General features: G+C 33.3%; 19 protein-coding genes. 9 read left to right on the top strand and 10 right to left on the bottom strand.

Going from position 1 to position 18,245, the window contains the following annotated elements:
* The first annotated feature begins 43 nt into the window (after nucleotides 1–43).
* Together IEW40_RS00340 and IEW40_RS00335 are read left to right on the top strand one after the other, a co-directional pair.
* Nucleotides 44–1,117: a 3-oxoacyl-ACP synthase III family protein gene (locus IEW40_RS00340; RefSeq protein ID WP_188616086.1), complete on the top strand. Its 1,074-nt coding sequence runs from the start codon at nucleotides 44–46 to the stop codon at nucleotides 1,115–1,117.
* A complete protein-coding gene (locus tag IEW40_RS00335) occupies nucleotides 1,117–2,328 on the top strand; it encodes a metallophosphoesterase (protein WP_188616085.1) in 1,212 nt (403 codons plus the stop codon). The genes IEW40_RS00340 and IEW40_RS00335 overlap by 1 nt, the downstream gene beginning before the upstream one ends.
* Nucleotides 2,329–2,332: 4 nt before the next feature.
* On the opposite strand, the gene IEW40_RS00330 is transcribed toward IEW40_RS00335, so the two are convergent.
* Nucleotides 2,333–3,091 carry a polysaccharide deacetylase family protein gene (locus tag IEW40_RS00330; protein WP_188616084.1) on the bottom strand — a complete coding sequence of 253 codons (759 nt, stop codon included), beginning with the start codon at nucleotides 3,089–3,091 and terminating at the stop codon, nucleotides 2,333–2,335.
* Nucleotides 3,092–3,234: 143 nt separating this feature from the next.
* Nucleotides 3,235–4,197, bottom strand: coding sequence for an NAD-dependent epimerase/dehydratase family protein (locus IEW40_RS00325; protein WP_188616083.1), 963 nt, complete (start codon nucleotides 4,195–4,197; stop codon nucleotides 3,235–3,237).
* A 177-nt stretch (nucleotides 4,198–4,374) separates the two neighbouring features.
* Here IEW40_RS00325 and ggt point away from each other — a divergent pair, with 177 nt between their 5' ends.
* The gene (gene ggt, locus IEW40_RS00320) at nucleotides 4,375–6,063 is read left to right on the top strand and encodes a gamma-glutamyltransferase (RefSeq protein ID WP_188616082.1); all 1,689 of its coding nucleotides are present in this window, start codon (nucleotides 4,375–4,377) and stop codon (nucleotides 6,061–6,063) included.
* A 38-nt stretch (nucleotides 6,064–6,101) separates the two neighbouring features.
* Here the strand turns inward: ggt and IEW40_RS00315 are convergent, their stop codons facing one another.
* Genes IEW40_RS00315 through ribA form a run of 8 tightly spaced genes read right to left on the bottom strand, consistent with a single transcriptional unit; the run spans nucleotide 6,102 to nucleotide 12,752 of the window.
* Nucleotides 6,102–7,529 carry an SDR family oxidoreductase gene (locus tag IEW40_RS00315; protein WP_188616081.1) on the bottom strand — a complete coding sequence of 476 codons (1,428 nt, stop codon included), beginning with the start codon at nucleotides 7,527–7,529 and terminating at the stop codon, nucleotides 6,102–6,104.
* Nucleotides 7,526–8,032 carry an SRPBCC family protein gene (locus IEW40_RS00310; RefSeq protein WP_188616080.1) on the bottom strand — a complete coding sequence of 169 codons (507 nt, stop codon included), beginning with the start codon at nucleotides 8,030–8,032 and terminating at the stop codon, nucleotides 7,526–7,528. Before IEW40_RS00310 ends, IEW40_RS00315 begins: the two co-directional genes overlap by 4 nt.
* 3 nt (nucleotides 8,033–8,035) lie before the next feature.
* Nucleotides 8,036–8,761 carry a lycopene cyclase domain-containing protein gene (locus IEW40_RS00305; RefSeq protein ID WP_188616079.1) on the bottom strand — a complete coding sequence of 242 codons (726 nt, stop codon included), beginning with the start codon at nucleotides 8,759–8,761 and terminating at the stop codon, nucleotides 8,036–8,038.
* Between the two features lie 51 nt (nucleotides 8,762–8,812).
* Nucleotides 8,813–9,280 (bottom strand): sterol desaturase family protein, encoded by a 468-nt coding sequence (locus IEW40_RS00300; protein WP_188616078.1) that lies wholly within the window; start codon nucleotides 9,278–9,280, stop codon nucleotides 8,813–8,815.
* A 3-nt stretch (nucleotides 9,281–9,283) separates the two neighbouring features.
* Nucleotides 9,284–9,742, bottom strand: coding sequence for a hypothetical protein (locus tag IEW40_RS00295; protein ID WP_188616077.1), 459 nt, complete (start codon nucleotides 9,740–9,742; stop codon nucleotides 9,284–9,286).
* Nucleotides 9,743–9,754: 12 nt separating this feature from the next.
* Complete coding sequence (locus IEW40_RS00290) at nucleotides 9,755–10,597, bottom strand: phytoene/squalene synthase family protein (protein ID WP_188616779.1); 843 nt, start codon at nucleotides 10,595–10,597, stop codon at nucleotides 9,755–9,757.
* A gap of 60 nt (nucleotides 10,598–10,657) precedes the next feature.
* Nucleotides 10,658–12,136 (bottom strand): bifunctional phytoene desaturase/3,4-desaturase, encoded by a 1,479-nt coding sequence (gene crtID, locus IEW40_RS00285; protein WP_188616076.1) that lies wholly within the window; start codon nucleotides 12,134–12,136, stop codon nucleotides 10,658–10,660.
* A gap of 19 nt (nucleotides 12,137–12,155) precedes the next feature.
* Complete coding sequence (ribA, locus tag IEW40_RS00280) at nucleotides 12,156–12,752, bottom strand: GTP cyclohydrolase II (RefSeq protein WP_188616075.1); 597 nt, start codon at nucleotides 12,750–12,752, stop codon at nucleotides 12,156–12,158.
* 94 nt (nucleotides 12,753–12,846) lie between these two features.
* On the opposite strand from ribA, the gene IEW40_RS00275 reads away from it, so the two are divergent.
* The 6 genes from IEW40_RS00275 to IEW40_RS00250 all read left to right on the top strand — a co-directional run bounded on the left by IEW40_RS00275 (nucleotide 12,847) and on the right by IEW40_RS00250 (nucleotide 18,211).
* Nucleotides 12,847–13,503 carry a TetR/AcrR family transcriptional regulator gene (locus tag IEW40_RS00275; RefSeq protein WP_188616074.1) on the top strand — a complete coding sequence of 219 codons (657 nt, stop codon included), beginning with the start codon at nucleotides 12,847–12,849 and terminating at the stop codon, nucleotides 13,501–13,503.
* Nucleotides 13,503–14,819, top strand: a complete 1,317-nt coding sequence (locus tag IEW40_RS00270) for an ABC1 kinase family protein (RefSeq protein ID WP_188616073.1) — start codon at nucleotides 13,503–13,505, stop codon at nucleotides 14,817–14,819. The genes IEW40_RS00275 and IEW40_RS00270 overlap by 1 nt, the downstream gene beginning before the upstream one ends.
* 1 nt (nucleotide 14,820) lies before the next feature.
* On the top strand, nucleotides 14,821–14,976 hold the full coding sequence (locus IEW40_RS00265) for a DUF2256 domain-containing protein (RefSeq protein WP_188616072.1): 156 nt from the start codon (nucleotides 14,821–14,823) through the stop codon (nucleotides 14,974–14,976).
* Complete coding sequence (locus IEW40_RS00260; protein WP_188616071.1) at nucleotides 14,928–16,235, top strand: DASH family cryptochrome; 1,308 nt, start codon at nucleotides 14,928–14,930, stop codon at nucleotides 16,233–16,235. The genes IEW40_RS00265 and IEW40_RS00260 overlap by 49 nt, the downstream gene beginning before the upstream one ends.
* 231 nt (nucleotides 16,236–16,466) lie before the next feature.
* Complete coding sequence (locus IEW40_RS00255) at nucleotides 16,467–17,936, top strand: cryptochrome/photolyase family protein (protein WP_188616070.1); 1,470 nt, start codon at nucleotides 16,467–16,469, stop codon at nucleotides 17,934–17,936.
* Nucleotides 17,933–18,211 (top strand): TIGR03643 family protein, encoded by a 279-nt coding sequence (locus IEW40_RS00250; RefSeq protein ID WP_188616069.1) that lies wholly within the window; start codon nucleotides 17,933–17,935, stop codon nucleotides 18,209–18,211. Before IEW40_RS00255 ends, IEW40_RS00250 begins: the two co-directional genes overlap by 4 nt.
* Nucleotides 18,212–18,245: the final 34 nt, after the last annotated feature.

Raw genomic sequence — 18,245 nt, 5'->3', positions numbered from 1 at the left:
TTTATAAATTTGTGCCCTATTTATTTAAAAAAAACAAAAAAATATGCCAAGTTCAGTTATAATTGGATCAGGAAGTTGTGTGCCAAAAAGAATAATAGATGGTTCGTATTTTATGAATTCTACATTCTACACAGATGCTGGAGATCTAATAGACAAACCTAATGATGAAGTAATCAAGAAATTTGTAGATATTACAGAAATTGAAGAGAGAAGGTATATAGATGAAGACAAGATGAACTCTGATTTGGGCTACGAAGCCGCAAAAGAAGCCATCTATGATGCAGGAATAGAACAAGAAGAAATAGATTATATCATATATGCAAGTAATTTCGGTGAAGTTTCAAAAAATGGAATGCCGAATTTCATGCCCAATATGGCTGCTAGAGTAAAACATAAATTGGGCATTAAAAACAGAAAATGCATTACTTATGATATGATATTCGGTTGCCCAGGCTGGGTAGAAGGAGTAATTCTAGCAGATGATTTATTAAAATTAGGCAAAGCAAAAACTATTTTGGTGATAGGAGGCGAAACGCTAAGCAGAGTAACAGACCCTTATGATAGGAATAAATTAATTTTTGCTGATGGTGCTGGCGCTGTTGTTCTACAAAGAACCGAAGAAGATAATATAGGGATTATTGCTACCAATACAGTTTGTGATAATGCAGAAGAATTGAATTATCTAGAATGCTCTAAAACATTGAATCCTAGTGCTGATGACCAAGACAAGCTGTATATAAGAATGCATGGTAGAAAAATCTACGAATACGCCCTTAAAAATGTACCAGCAGCGGTAAAGGAAACTATGGACGAAGCAGGTATTACCGATGAAGACATTGATAAAATCCTAATGCACCAAGCCAATGCAAAAATGGATCACGCGATGGTTTCTAGATTATTTAAGCTTTTCGGTAAATCAGAATATGATGAAGCGGTTTCTCCGATGACCATTCAAAAGTTTGGAAATTCTTCTGTAGCTACCATCCCAACCATGTATGATTTAATAGCAAAAGGAGAAATGAAAGGACACGCCTTCAAAAAAGGAGGTTATATTGTGATGGGCTCTGTAGGTGCTGGTATGAACATTAACTGCATTGTTTACAAAACCCCTTCTTAATGTCTGTACAAAACAGATTTCTATTACTTTTTGGAATACTTTTTCTGATAGAATTTTATGTCTATCAGGCTTTTAAAAACCTGGTTTCTAACTCTTGGTTAAGGTTTGGCTATTGGGTGATTACGCTATTGATATATGGTTTTACGCTTTACCAGATGCTCACTTTCAATAGAGCTTCTAGAGACCATCATCAGGTTCAGTTGTTGCTTTCTTTGGTGATGATTTTTATGCTTCCAAAGTTTATTGCATTAATTTTTCTTTTAATAGGAGATATTTCCAGAATTTTTGAATTCGGATTCAAGTATTTCACTTTAGAGCAAAAACATTTCCCAGAGCGCCGAAAATTCATCAGCACCACTGCTCTAGCTACTGCAGGAATTTTTTCTGCTTTGGTGATTGATGGTATTGTCTTCGGAAAATACAGACACACTGCCAGAAAAGTAAAACTTAAACTTAAAAACCTACCCGAAAGTTTCAAAGGTTATAAAATTGTACAAATTTCAGATGTACACAGTGGTAGTTTTTTTAACCCCGAAAAATTACAACCTGCGATTGATTTAATTAATGAGCAAGATGCAGATTTGGTACTTTTTACGGGTGACATGGTCAATAATTATGCTGAAGAATTTTTACCTTTCGTTCCGTTATTCAAAAGTATTAAGGCAAAAGATGGCAAATTCTCTATTCTAGGAAATCATGATTATGGAGATTATGGTGCTTGGAACTCTAAAGAAGAAAAAGCCCAAAATATTCCCAATTTAAAAAAATACGAAAAAGAAGCTGGATTCACCTTACTGAAAAACGAACATATTTCTATAGAAAAAAACGGAGAAAAAATCTATATTTTAGGTGTTGAAAACTGGGGTATTCCTCCATTTCCACAATTTGGAGATTTAGACCAAGCAGCTAGAGGAATCCCAAGAGATGCTGTAAAAATATTAATGAGCCACGACCCTACTCATTTTGATGAAGTGGTAAAACACCATCCTAGTAATATACAACTCACGCTATCTGGTCATACCCATGGAATGCAATTTGGCATCGATTTAAAGAATTTTAAATGGTCTCCTGTAAAATTCAAATACCCAAAATGGGCAGATTTGTATGAATCTGCTGGTAAATATTTATATGTCAATAGAGGTTTTGGCGTTTTGGCATTTCCGGGAAGAGTGGGTGTAAAACCAGAAATTACGGTTTTTGAACTTTCTTAGAGGGTTAGAAAAAGAAATCCTTCATTCTATTCACGGCCCATTCACTTTCTTCTAAAAACAATAAAAACCGACCGAGTTTTTCTTCCATTTGTCTTCCAAGATTGTATTTTCTATACAATGGAAGTCCAAATTTACTGTGATTGAGCTCTACAAATTGCCAAGAATTGAGATAAATAACAATATATTCATCATTTCCCTTCATAGAATTATTAATCATATTTTTATAAAAAAATAGCGGAATCATCTGAAAGGTAAAATCATTATAAGGAAGTTTAGAATAAGGAGACCAACTATCTGGCACGATGACCAATTCGTTTTCTTCGTAGACTGTTTTTTTCTCGAATCCCTTATTATCTAACCAAAAAATATTTGAAAAATACATTGAAGAATGGTAACTGAATTTCATTCTTTTCACCACATCAGATTTGTGTTTAAACTGCGGAAATTGTCTTATCCCGCTTACAAATTTACCTGTAAATTCTTCTGCTTTCAACTTAGCTTTCAGAATTTCCTCTTCAGTAGAATGTTGGTTCAGAATTCCTAGTTCGTGACCTTTTTTAATGATAAGCTTTAACAATTCTGGCATTTTTTCAACCAAAGAAACCTCTACAAAAAAAGTACAAAAAACAAAATGTTTTTCTAGCACGTCTATAATTTTTTTGGTTCCATTAAAAGTAATTTTCAGCAATTCTTCTTCTGAAACCAAATGCTTATCCTTTAGAGGAATTTCTGGAGCAATTATGTTAAAACTTAACAATACCATTTTGTAAAAATAAAAAACTTTGCCGAAAAAACGGCAAAGTCTATAAAAGATAGAATTAATATGATTAACAGATTTCTATAACTTATTATAAAAAATCTATTAGAATTTGAGTTCCTAAGATAAGCATTTTTTTGAAATCACAATTACTTGCCCAATTTTATTTTTAAATTCTTAATCATCTCTTTAGTCATGGTGGTTATATCATAATCATAACTTAGTCCCCAATCATTTTTTGCTCTGCTATCATCTATACTTGCAGGCCAAGAATCTGCGATGGCTTGTCTGAAATCTGGTTCATAAGAAATCTCAAAATCCGGCATTTCCTTCTTAATTTCTGCTGCTAATTCAGCTGGTGTAAAACTCATTCCGCCTAGATTATAAGAACTTCTTACGGTAAGAGCATCTTTATCAGCTTCCATCAGTTTAATTGTGGCAGAGATGGCATCGTCCATGTACAACATAGGCATTGCAGTGTTTTCTGCAATAAAGCTCTTGTACTTTCCTTTTTCAACCGCTTCGTAGAAAATCTCTACGGCGTAATCTGTAGTTCCACCACCTGCAGGAGCTTTCCAAGAGATTAAGCCAGGATAACGAATACTTCTAACATCTACACCATATTTATCAAAATAATATTCGCACCACTTCTCTCCTGCCAATTTAGAAATCCCGTAAACAGTAGTTGGATTGAGCACCACGTCTTGTTCTACATCATTTTTAGGAATTCCTTTCCCGAAAACAGCGATAGAACTTGGCCAAAATATCTTTTTAAGGTAGCCATCTTTTGCCAATTCACAAAGATGAAGTAATGGTTCTAAATTAAGTTTCCAAGCAAAAAGAGGTTGCTTTTCTGAAGTTCCAGAGAGCAAAGAAGCCAAATGATATACGGTAGTAATTTTTTGTTCTTTTATGAAATCTTCTAGCAATTTATAATTGGTTACATCTATTCTTTCGTACCAACCTGCTGCTGTATTACCTTCTCTCCATTTTTCGATTCCCGATGCAATCACATTTTCTTTGCCGTGGATTTCTACTAATTTTGAGGTGAGTTCTGTACCGATTTGGCCTAAAGCTCCAGTTACTAAAATTTTTTCTGTGGTAGTTTCCATTTTTACTTTTTGATATTTTACAAATTTAAAAATTTTGAAATACCATCAAAATTCTATTTAATAAATATTTATCATCTGCTTTACAAATTCACCATGATTAAAATGAAACATTCTGCAAAAGCATTTCATTTTTTTTATCAATCAAAATAATTTAGTTTATTTTTGAAAAAAAAATCAATGAAAAAATATTTTTTCTTCCTTGTTATTTTAACACACTCTATCTCTGCGCAATATACCAACATTAATATTGTAAAAGAAATTCATTCTAGAGACAAGGGAATGGTGGTTTCTGCCCATCCACTAGCCAGTGAAGTGGGGGCAAAAATTCTAAAAATGGGAGGAAATGCTTTTGATGCGGCTATTGCCACACAATTTGCCTTAGCTGTGGTTTATCCTCAGGCTGGTAACATCGGTGGAGGTGGTTTTTTGATTGGTTACACCCAAAAAGGAGAAAAAATTGCTTTGGATTATAGGGAAAAGGCTCCTCAAAAGGCATCAAAAGATATGTATTTGGATAAAAATGGAAACGCCAACACCGATTTATCACAAAACGGAAGGCTAGCAGTTGGGGTTCCCGGTTCTGTTTCGGGGATGTATCTTACCCATCAAAAATATGGAAAACTTTCTATGTCAGCACTTATACAACCCGCAATTGATTTGGCCGAAAAAGGATTTGCCATCACCGAAAGAGAAGCTAATCTACTGAACGCCACCAAAGAAGATTTCTTAAAACACAATTCTCATCACACCGCATTTACCAAAGAAACTCCATGGAAACAGGGAGACATTTTAGTTCAGAAAGAATTGGCAAATACTTTAAAACTAATTCAAAAAAATGGTGAAAAAGCTTTCTATGAAGGCAGAAACGCTCAACTTTTGGTAGATGAAATGAAACGTGGAAACGGCGTTATCTCTCTAGAAGATCTTAAAAATTATAAAACTAAAGAAAGAAAAGCTTTAAGTTTCGACTATAAAAACCACGAAGTGATTTCTATGCCGCTTCCTTCTAGTGGAGGACCACTTTTGGCGCAAATGCTGAAAATGTCTTCCTATGAAAATTTAGAAAAATACGAACACAATTCCCCAGAAGCATTGCAAATCATGGTAGAAGCAGAGCGCCGTGCCTATGCAGACCGTGCAGAATATATGGGCGATCCTGACTTCATTACTAACCAAACCGAAATGCTGATTTCTGATGAATACCTCAAAAACCGTTGGAAAAATTTCAGTTTCGAAAAAGCTACCCCAAGTGCCGAAGTTGGTAAAATCGTAAATCAACCGAAAGAATCTGAACAAACTACCCATTTATCCATCATTGACAAATATGGCAATGCCGTTTCTGTAACTACCACGCTCAACGGACTTTATGGCAGCAAAGTCGTGGTAAAAGGAGGTGGTTATTTCCTAAATAACGAAATGGATGATTTCTCTGTAAAACCTGGTGTTCCTAATATGTATGGTGCGGTAGGCGGAGAAGCTAATTCTATAGCCCCTAACAAGAGAATGCTGAGTTCTATGACCCCGACTATTGTTTTAAAAAATGGTAAACCTTTTATTGTTGTAGGTACTCCGGGCGGAACTACCATTCCTACTTCTGTTTATCAAAGCATTGTCAATGCAATTGATTTTAAACTTAGTCCTAATTTTGTAATTAATGCTCCGAAATTCCACCATCAATGGTTGCCCGAAGTGGTTTTTGTGGAGAAAAATTTTCCTCAGACTACTTTAAAAGTTTTAGAACAAAAAAATTATAAATTCGAAAAACGTGGCGGTATTGGTAGAACCGAAATGATTATCATAGACGAAAAAGGCAATGCAACTGCTGTAGCAGACGGGCGTGGAGATGATTCTGTAGCGGTAGAATAATTGTGTTGGAAGATGGAAGACGAATTATAGAATTAAATTTATTTACCAGCTAATTTTCTGAGCATCCCGTTAAAAATTAATCCGTGGAATGGCAAAACAGAGTACCAATACAATCTGCCTGATAAACCCAATGGTCTAAAAGTAGCCTCTTGGTGCAACTCGCCATCTTTTATATAAAATTCTAACCAAGCTTCTCCAGGAACTTTCATTTCTGCAAAAAGCAAGAGTCTTTTTTCTTCTTTATTGGCATATAAAACGCGCCAAAAATCTACAGAATCTCCTGCTTCTAGTTCGTTTTGGTTTCTGCGACCACGCCTTAAACCTACCCCACCGATTAATTTGTCTAAAAACCCTCTAATTTTCCAAAGAAAATTGGCATAATACCAACCTGTTTTACCACCAATACTGAAAACTCTTTCCATTGCCAAATCATCATCATCTACCTTCATTTTTCTAAAATCTGTGAAACAACCTTTCTCTGGAACTTCCAAATATTGCCATACATTTCTGCTGTGAAACTGACTGGTAAAAGAATCATACCAACTGCTCAAAACATCATTTTGCTTGATTTTATCAAATGCCATTTTTATGGCTTCCTTGTAAGAAAATAAGTGAATTCCCAAGTCTGAAGCCAGAGAATTTGGTTTAGCCACCACGTCAATTTTCATACTATCTACTAAATTTACCGCCAAAGAATAAGAAGTAGAAGTAATGAAATACAACCAGTAAGAAGACAGTTTTGGGGTCATTACAGGAACGGTAAAGATCCATCTTTTTAGCCTTCTAACTTCGGCATATTGCAGCAACATTTCTTTGTAAGTCAAGACGTCATCACTGGCAATATCATAATTTTGATGGTAGGTTTTTTCTACGCCTAAAACTTTTGTCAAAAACTGAATTACGTTTCGGATGGCAATGGGTTGACATTTGGTTTTCAACCATTTAGGAGCGACCATTATGGGTAATTTTTCTACTAAATCTCTTATAATTTCGAAAGAAGCACTACCAGAACCCACGATAATTCCTGCTCTGAGACAAGTTAAAGCATAGTGATTGCTTTTTAGAGCTTGTTCTACATTTTTTCTAGATTGCAGATGTTTAGACAATTTTTCTTCATTGATAATCCCCGTGAGAAAAACCACTTGTTTTACTGAAGTATTTTCTAGTGCTTTTCTGAAATTTTGGGCAGAAATTTTTTCTTTTTCTAAAAAATCACCATCACTAGAAGACATAGAATGCACCAAATAATAAGCGTAATCTATATCTTTTGGGATATTAGCCAAAGTATTTTCGTCTAAAAAATCATTCTCAATAATTTCTATTTTATCCAAATGATTATGGTATAGTTTTAGGCTTAATCTTTTTTTATCTCTTACAGAACAAACCACTTGATGACCTTCTTCTAATAATTGTATGAGAAGTCTTTTTCCGATGTAACCAGTAGCTCCTGTAAGAAATATTTTCATGTCTTTAATATTTGCTCTAATATTTTGTATCTGCTTTCGAAAATAAATTTCACTTTATTTTTCACAAACTTACCCGCCATAAAATCTCCCAAAATGCCCATTGGTAATTTAAAATTGACAATATCTATCATTTTTACCTTTCCATCTGTTGTTTCTTCGAAATGGTGTTCGTGATGCCACATGGCATATGGTCCGAAGCGTTGTTCGTCTACGAAAAAACCTTTTCTATTTTCATTTTTAAGAGGGCTTTCAAAATAAGTAATTTCTGTTACCCAATTGCTTTTAATCATGGGTAAAACCCCGATTTTATAAGTAATGATTTGACCTAAATACGTATTATCAGGGGGATTATTAGTAATTTTAAAATCCATTTCACGAGGCGTAATTTTGTCTAAATTGGTGGGTTTACTAAAAAAATCCCACGCTTTTTCTAATGAAATAGGTAAAATCTGTTCAGAAGTAAGGGTATAAATTCCCGATTGCTTGGTTATGTTGATTTTCATTTTTTAGTCATTTAATTTTAAAGACATGTTCTTAGAATAATTCCATTTTATTCTAAAATATTCGAAGAGTAAAACACTACTATACAACATTGAAAAACAGTAAAAGCTGTCTTCTAAAGGCATAGTTCCTACTCTAATTCCTAAATTTTCTGCATCATCATAAAACACCACTGGTTCCTGAGAATAACTGCCGGTCAATGCAGAATTCACAAAAAAGAAAGGAATATAAATCACGATAAAACTCATATAAAATCTTCTGGCGTACTTCCATTGAAAAAGCAGTTGAAAAAGCATTAATAAAGCAAACAAACCAAAACTAGAGGCGGTATATATTTTATCTAAATTCCAAACAAATACGCCAAAACTCACTACAAAAAGAAAAATGGTAATACCTTGAGTTGCACTTTTTGATAATTCTAATTTTGGAAAAAAATATTCCAAAGAGTAATGAATAAAATTGCTAGCATAGGGAATTAAGAGGAAAAACAACCACTCTTCTAGAGGCAGTTTAAACCATCTGATCCCGATGAGATAATCATCATTAAATCCCCAGACGTTTTGGTAAGCAAAATAAATATCCCAAATGATAAAAAATAATCCTACGATAATGATTGCTAGAAAGAAAGGCTTCCAAAAACGGATAAAATTCATCCATTTTTTCTCAAAACTGAAAAGAAATGGAATTAAAAAGCTGAAAACATTAAGTGCTATGTAATAATAGTGTTGCAATTGGTTGTTGGTTGATAGTTGTTGGTTACTGCAAAACGATGATTAAAAAATTTAATTTTCAATTTTCAATTGTTCTTTGAAGTATTTAAGAGGAACAAACAACATCCCAAAACATTCTCCATCTTCTTTTCCTAAATGCTTGTGGTGCATTTTGTGAGCTTTTCTCAGTCCGCGTAGATACCAATTATTGGTTTTATCAAACCATTTGAATCTTCGGTGAATCAAAACATCATGTACTAGAAAATAGGCTATGCCGTAGAATAAAATTCCAAGGCCTATGAAAAACTTCCAATTGAGTCCGTTTACCGTTCCGAAATAAAACAAAAGAATGCTAGGGATAGCAAAAATAACAAAGAAAAAGTCATTTTTTTCAAAAACATGGGGATAACCAGGTTGATGATGGTCTTCGTGAAAATACCAACCCAAACCATGCATAATATACTTATGCGTAAGCCAAGTTACGCCTTCCATGGTAACGAAAACAGCTAAGGTAATGCCAATATATTGTAAAATTTCCATTTTTTAAAGTTTAAAATAGTTTTTAATATAAGTTTTTAAGTTTTCGTCTTTCGTGTTTTTGTATTCACTTAGAATAAACCTTTTGTCTTCTTCTAGATGGTCTTTATAGCCTAAAAAACTCGGTGTTTTTTCTTGGCAAATGTAGCGCATAAATCTAATTTCTAGATTTTTTGGTTCTTTTTTTATCGCTTCAGAGAGCAGTTTTTTTCCTTTGTTGAAGTGGCTATACTTAGATATAGGATTACCACCATGTTTTGCCATAAAAAAGTGACCAACTGCTGCCAGTGCTTCATAAATAGGAAGTTTGGTTTTCTCGTATTCCGCTTTAGATTTTTCTAAAAGAGATTTTGCTACAGTTTCGGAACTTTCTCCTTTTTGCATCATCGCTCGAAACTCAGACAAATTCTGAGAAAAACTGAATAAAGAAGTCATTAAAAAAACAAATAAAAAAAACTTTTTCATTGGGTTTAGATTTTATCTCACTAAGTTAAGATTTTTACTTAAAATCATTTCCATTAGAAGATAAACTTTTCTGGCATTAGAAACTCTGATTCTTTTGGTCATTAGCACTTCTGCTCTGCATTTTTTGATTTTCTTAAACAAGTTGGTGTAGTATTTATACGCCATAAACACGGCCAATCTGCTTTTCATAGGTAACATTTTGATTCCAATTAAAGCTTCTCTGAAATCTTCTGCGATATCATCTTCTATGGCCTTTTTATCTTCTTCGCTGAAGTGTAAAAAATTAACTTTCGGGAAATAGGTTCTATTCAAGACGTAGAAATCTGCTCTGATATCTCTCAAAAAATTGATTTTTTGAAAAGCAGCGCCTAATCTTTTGGCATAAGGTTCTAGTTTTTGATAGTCTTCTTGGTTTCCATCTACAAAAACCTTTAGGCACATTAGTCCTACTACTTCTGCACTGCCATAAATGTAGGCATCATAATCTTCTTTGTTTTCATATTTGATGTCACCCAAATCCTTGTACATAGAAGAGATGAAAGCATCTACCAATTCTTGGTCTATGTCATATTTTTTGATGGTTTGCACGAAAGAATGCAAGATAGGATTTAAGGAAATTCCTTTTTCTTTGGCATCAAAGTATTGACGCATAAAATCGTCTAATAAATCCTTTTTGGGATAATCATGAAAGGTATCTACAATTTCGTCTGCAAAACGCACGAAACCATAAATGTTATAAATTGCTTCTCTAATTTCTGGAGGAAATAACAAAATCGCTCTAGAAAAAGACGAGCTGTAAGACTTGGTTACCAGCTTACTGCAATCGTTGCTTACTTGATTATGTAAATTCTGTATCATATTTTTTTGGTGTAGCTTAAATTGAATGTTATTAATTTTTAAAATTTCACAAGATTTTTAATTTTGTTTCAAAATTTTCTGTTGATTTTTCAAAATATAATCTGTTACCACTTTCCCAGAAATCAATGCTGGAGGAACTCCTGGTCCGGGAACGGTTAACTGTCCTGTATAAAATAAATTTTTTATCTTTTTATTATCAATTTGTGGTCTTAGAATCGATGTTTGCAATAATGTATTGGCTAAACCGTAAGCATTTCCTCTGCACGAATGGTATCTTTCTTTGAAATCTCTTACTCCGAAAGATTTTTTAAACAATACGTGTTTACGCAAATCTACATCAGTATTTTTTTGTATCCTATCCATTATTAATTCAAAATATCTATCATGTACATCTTGATTATCTTCTAAATCTACTGCCACTGGTATCAAGAAGAAACCAACTTCTTTACCTTCTGGTGCTAAATCTGGGTCTGTAATCGATGAAAAGTTAGCATAAAATAATGGCTTTTTGGGTAATTGAGGCTCGTCATAAATCTCTATTGCATGCTGCTCAAAATCAGTATCAAAAAACAAATTATGATGTAATAATTTTTCTACTTTTTGATCAAATGCAACATAGTATAAAAATGAAGAAGGCGCAAAAACTTTTTTTTGCCAGTATTCGTCTGAATAATTTTTAAGGTTAGGGTTTAGCAGTTTTTCTGTATGTGCATAATCAGCTCCAGAAATCAGTACATCTGCTGTGTAAATACCATTTTTTGTAATTACACTGCTTACCTCATCACCATTATTTTCTATTTTTAAGACTTCTTCATTTACTAAAAATTTAACGCCTAATTCCTCTGCTAATTTTGCCATCCCAAGTGCCACTGCATTGAAACCTCCTTTAGGATACCAAGTTCCTAGCCCAAAATCTGCATGGTTCATAAAATTGTAAAATGCAGGGGTATTGTTAGGTTTAGCGCCCAAAAACAAAACCGGAAATTCTAGAATACTCTGCAACTTTGGATTTTTGATGTTTTTTCTAACCGTTTGAGAAATATTTTGTACAAAAAGATTGAGTCTTTTGGCTGTTTCTAAGCTCATGAGTTCTATTAAAGATTTCCCTGGGTTGTAAACCAAATCTTGCATGGCAATCTCATAATTTTTACGAGATTCTTCCATAAACTTCCTTAGATGTTTACCACTTCCGGGTTCTATCTTTTCGAAAGTCTCAATAATTTTTTCGGGTTCATCTGCGATATCAATGTAATCATCTTTGCCAAAATAAACTCTGTAACCTGGAGAAAGTTTTTCTAATTGATAATAATCTGAAACATTTTTGCCAAAATCTGAAAAAAATCTCTCAAAAATGTCGGGCATCCAATACCAACTTGGTCCCATATCAAATTTAAAACCTTGCATTTCTAGCATAGAAGCTCTTCCGCCAACTTGTTCATTTTTTTCTAATACTGTTACAGAAAAACCAGCTTTTGCCATATAACAAGCTGATGCCAATGAAGAAAATCCTGAACCAATGATAATTACACTTTTCACTTATTGCTTTTTTTAAAAATTATGTCAATGATGTTTCAAAAAGATGTCCGAAGTAGGATTTTTTAGTAGCCAAATAAGAGTAATTGGTTTCATTGGCCTTAATATTCAGAGGAATTCTTCTGTTCAAATGAATATGGCTATTCTCTATAGAACTCATTTTCTCTGGATTATTGGTCAAAAGATTAATCTTATCAACGCCCAAAATATCTAAAATCTCTACTGCTGGACTGAAGTCTCTGTCATCTGCTGGTAAACCCAACTTCAGATTAGCTTCTACGGTATCAAACCCTTTTTCTTGTAATTGGTATGCTTTTATCTTATTGATGATACCAATATTTCTACCTTCTTGACGAAGATACAAAATAATTCCACCGTTTTCGCTAATATATTTCATCGCAGCATCTAATTGCTGTCCGCATTCACATTTTCTAGAGTGAAAAATCTCACCTGTGATACACTCAGAATGAATACGAATATTGGTAACCGTATCTAATTCTGTACCTTCTGCTATTAGTGCCAGATGTGGCATCCAATCTTCTTCTTTTTCAGAAAATGCCAAGAGTTTGAAGTTTCCAAAATCTGTAGGCAATGTGGTTTGTGCTTGTAGTTTCAACATTATATTAAATTTTAAATCGTTACGATAGTACAAATTTATACTTTATTTTATTACAAAGTAAATTATTTTACTATTTTTGTCATAAATAAATTCTATGATGAAAAACAAGAACATTAACAAAGAAAAACTATTGTCGCTTTACGGTGATTATATATTAAGTAATGGAGAAAGACCCAAAAACATTTATCTCTTTGCTAAGGAAAATAATTTTGAGGAAGAAATTTTTTATCAGTATTTTACTGGTTTTGAACAAATTGAAAAAGAAATACTCAATCATTTCTTTATTAAATCTCTTGAATTATGTGAGCAAACAGAACATTGGAACGAGATGAATTCTAAAGAAAAACTTTTGAATTTACACTTCACATTTTTTGAAAATCTCACCATGAATCGTTCATTAGTTCTGATGATTTTAGGGGAAACCAAAAGAAAAGAATGGGTTATTCTGCAAGAATTGAGAAAAAGTTTCTTAGAATTTACCAAACAATTGACTTTTGAAAATTTAGAAATTTTAGAAAAAGCAAAAGAGTCCATCAAAAATTTCAATGAAAAAACGCGAGAAGAAGCCCTTTGGTTGCATTTCATTTCTATTATTGAATTTTGGAAAAAAGACCAATCACCATCTTTCGAAAAAACAGATTTGTACATCGAAAAGACCATAGATACAGGTTTTGAATTCATCAACAACGAACCCTTAAAAAAAGTAATGGATTTAGGAAAATTCCTTTGGAAAGAAAAATTTAAAGTCTAATGAAAACGCTTGACAAAATCCCAACTGGTAAAATAGAACGTGCTTCCAATTTATTGAAAGCCGGCGCTAAAGTGGGCGTAAATTATCTGAAATATTACGGAAACAAAATCACCAAAGATGAAGACGAAGCTAAAAAAATCCTGCACGAAGACAACGCATCTGACATCTATGACAGCCTAAAGGAACTGAAAGGTTCTGCCCTGAAAGTTGCCCAAATGTTGAGTATGGAAAAAAACATTATGCCTGCTCAATATGTAGAAAAATTCTCGCTTTCGCAGTTTTCTGTTCCGCCGCTTTCGGGTGCTTTGGTAAGAAAAACATTTAGAAAATATTTCGGAAAAAATCCTGAAGACATTTTTGAGGAATTTTCCCCAGAATCGGTGAATGCAGCTAGTATTGGTCAGGTTCATAAAGCAAAAATTGCGGATAAAGAATTTGCCGTAAAAATCCAATATCCAGGTGTACAAGAAAGTATTTCTAGTGATTTGAAATTGGTAAAACCCATTGCGATGAAAATGTTCAACATCAGAAAAGAAGGTTCTGAAGCGTATTTCAAAGAAGTGGAAGATAAATTGTACGAAGAAACCAATTATATTTTGGAATTGGAAAGAAGCCAAAATATCGCCAATAATTGTGTGCATATTCCAAACCTAAAGTTTCCGCATTATTATCCTGAATTTTCCAGCGAAAAAATCATCACGATGGATTGGATGCACGGAAAACATTTTTCAGAATTCATCAAAGAAAAACATTCCCAATCTGATCTCAACCAAATCGGACAAACACTTTGGGATTTTTATATGTACCAAATGCACATTCTGAAACAAGTTCATGCCGATCCGCATCCGGGAAATTTTTTAGTTTCTAAAGCAAAAGAATTAATGGTGATAGATTTTGGCTGCATCAAAGAAATTCCGATGGATTTTTACGAGCCTTATTTCGAATTGGCAAAAAAAGAAAATCTTCAAAATCCCGATTTTTTCAATCAAAAACTATACGAATTAGAAATCCTCAGAACCGAAGATTCAGCGGAAGAAAAACAGTTTTTCAGTACATTATTCCACGAAATGTTGGAATTATTTACCCAACCTTTTAATACAGAATATTTTGATTTTTCTGATGAACATTTCTTCCAAAAAATTGCAGATATCGGACAAAAATACGCGAAACTAAATGAACTGAAAACGATGAATACCAATCGCGGTTCGCGCCATTTTATTTATCTGAATCGTACTTTTTTTGGTTTGTATAATATGATGCACGATTTACGAGCGAAAAACATAGAAATCAACCGATTTAAAAATTACATAAAATAAAATGCCCAAAAATTTGCCTTCCAAAAAATGTATGGTTTGTGGTTTACCCTTCAATTGGAGAAAAAAATGGGCAAAAAATTGGAATGAAGTAAAATATTGCAGCGAAAAATGCAGGAAAAACAAAAAATCAATATCGTCTGGTTCAGAAACGACTTAAGAACTACAGACAATCCGAGTTTATACAAAGTTTCAAGAGAAGAATTGCCTTTTCTTGCGGTATATGTTTTGGATGTCGATTTTTTGAAAAAAGAGCAATTTGGTTTCAAAAAAATAGGGAAATATCGAGCGAAGTTTATAGTAGAATCTCTTGAAAACCTAAAATATAATTTAGAAAATCTCGGAATTCCATTTTTTATCAAAGTCAATAAAACGGAAACTGTTTTTAGAGAAATTGCAGAGAAATTTAATATTGAAAAGATTTTTCTACAAAAAGAATGGACCTCTGAAGAAGAAATAGCAGAAAAAAAAGTAGCGAAACTACTCCCAACTTCTCAATTGAATTACTCTTTTGGGCAGTTTTTAATAGAACCAACTTTGGTAAAGGAAAAATTTGACAAGATACCAGAAATATTTACCCATTTTAGGAAGAAAATAGAAAGTCAATTGGAAATAAGAGCCGAATTTGAAACGTTTAAAAACACAACTCTTCATAAAAAACTCTTTGAAAACCTAAAATCTGATGTACTTAGTTTAAAGTCTTTAGGCTTTGAAGCGTTTAAAAGTCACTCAAATTCGGCATTTCCTTTTGATGGTGGAGAAACAACAGCTTGGAAAAGATTAAAAGATTATTTTTTCGAGCAGAAATTTTTAAAAAATTATAAAGAAACCAGAAACGGATTGATTGGTTCTGATTATAGCACAAAATTCTCTGCTTGGCTCACAAATGGAAGTATTTCCGCAGTTTCTATTTATCATCAAATCAAAAAATTTGAAACCGAATTTGGAGCTAATGAATCTACGTATTGGCTGTTTTTTGAATTGCTTTGGAGAGATTATTTCAAATACATTTCACTAAAACACGGCAACGAAATTTTTAAGAAAAACGGCATCAACAATAAGTTTGAAAACCATCAGAAAAATAATAAAAACGCCATCAATGCATGGATTAATGGAAAAACAAACTCGGATTTCGTGAACGCCAATATGATAGAACTGAAAAATACTGGTTTTATGAGCAACAGAGGCAGGCAAAACGTGGCTTCGTATTTCTGTAAAACCCTAAAACAAGATTGGCGAATTGGTGCAGCGTATTTTGAAGAAATGCTCATTGATTACGATGTACACAGCAATTACGGCAATTGGATGTATGTTTCCGGTGTAGGAAATGACCCTAGAAATAGAACTTTCAATCCGGAAAAACAAGCCGAAATGTATGATAAAGAAGGAAATTTTAGAAAATTATGGAATCCTAAATAAAATGAAAAATCTGCGGGAAAATAAAATTATAGAGGTCAAAAGATAAGCACATATCGAAAAAACTTTAATCTCTCGCTGATTAAGCAGATTTTGCAGATATTCAGCATCTATTCATCTGCTGAATCAGCCCAATCTGCGATAGTAAAAAAAAACATTTTAAATTTAGAATTTGCATATATGAAATTATCTTGTGACCTCTGTAAAATTATAAAGCGGTTTAAATAATAAAAAATGAAAAAAGCACAGCTCATCTTTCCAAATCAATTGTTTCAAGACATTTCTCCTCTTGAAAAGGAAATTCCTGTGTTTTTGGTGGAAGAGTTTTTGTTTTTCAAGCAATATCAATTTCATCAGAAGAAACTCGCTTTTCACAGAGCAACGATGAAATTTTATGAAGATTTTTTAACCCAAAAAGGATTCAATGTTCATTATATTGATGCACATACCGAATTTTCGGAGTGTAGAAAACTCATCAAAAAACTAGAAAACGACGGTTTTGATACCATTAAAATAATAGATGTTTGCGATGATTGGTTAGAAAAAAGAATTTCAAAAACCACTCTCAATATAGAAACAATAGAAAATCAATCTTTTATCAATACGAAAGAAGATCTAAAAATGTATTTTGAAGGTAAAGAACAGTACCACCAAACCGATTTTTATAAACACCAACGAATTTTCAGAACACTGTTGGTAGAAAACGGGAAACCAGTTGGCGGAAAATGGACTTTCGATACCGAAAACCGAAAAAAATATCCTAAAAATAAAACCGCACCTTTTATTCATTTCCCAGAAAATAATGAGTACTATGAAGAAGCAAAAAAATATGTAGCAACTTATTTTCCTGAAAACCCCGGAAAAATTGGCGATCAACCACTATACCCAACTTCTTTTAAAGAAGCCGAAAATAGTTTGGATGATTTTCTACAAAATCGTTTTTTAGAATTCGGAACGTATGAAGACAGCATCGTAAAAGACGAGCATTTTTTGCATCACAGTATCTTGTCGCCCCTCATCAACATTGGTTTTTTAACGCCAAAATACATTATTCAGAAAGCCATCGGTTTCGCTTCTGAAAATACTATTCCGATGAATTCTTTGGAAGGTTTCGTAAGGCAAATTTTGGGTTGGCGAGAATTTATCCGTGGAATTTATCTTTATAAAGGAGTTTTCCAACGAAATCAAAATTTTTGGAAACACCAAAATCCGCTTCCGAAATCGTTCTACACTGGCGAAACAGGAATTGCGCCGATAGACAAAACCATTAAAAAAATTCTAAAAACGGGTTATGCGCATCATATCGAACGACTGATGTTGCTTGCCAATTTCATGAATCTGTGCAAAATACATCCTCACCAAATTTATCGGTGGTTTATGGAACTATTTATTGATGCGTATGATTGGGTGATGGTTCCGAATGTTTACGGAATGAGCCTTTTTGCTGATGGCGGAATGATGAGTACAAAACCGTACATCAGCGGAAGCAATTATGTATTGAAAATGAGCGATTATGCTTCCGGCGAATGGACCAAAACTTGGGACGCTCTTTTTTGGAATTTTATTGATGAAAACGAAATTTTTTTTAAGAAAAATCCAAGATTAGGAATGATGCTGAACAATTGGAACAAAATGAACGACACACAAAAAGAAAATCATAAAAAAACAGCCGAAAATTTTCTAAAAAAAACGTTTCAACAATGAAAGAATTAGAACTCAAAGATATCGACCGAATTTTAGAAATGGCTTGGGAAGACCGAACGCCTTTTGAAGCTATCGAATTTCAGTTTGGGCTGCCCGAAAGTGAAGTCATCAAATTAATGCGCACCGAACTCAAAAGAAGTTCCTTCAACCTTTGGCGAAAGCGGGTAAATTCTGGGGTCAGTCAAAAACATTTAATGAAAAGAAATCCAGAGATAGAAAGGTTTAAATGCAGCAGACAAAGAACTATTAGTCATAATAAAATTTCGAAAAGATGAGCGAGATACGGGATTCGAGATTTGAGATTTGAGA

Source organism: Cloacibacterium rupense (assembly GCF_014645495.1).
GTDB classification, from domain to species: Bacteria; Bacteroidota; Bacteroidia; order Flavobacteriales; family Weeksellaceae; genus Cloacibacterium; species Cloacibacterium rupense.
Note: the sequence above shows the minus strand (reverse complement) of the source record. Positions and strands in the feature narration are given on the sequence as shown.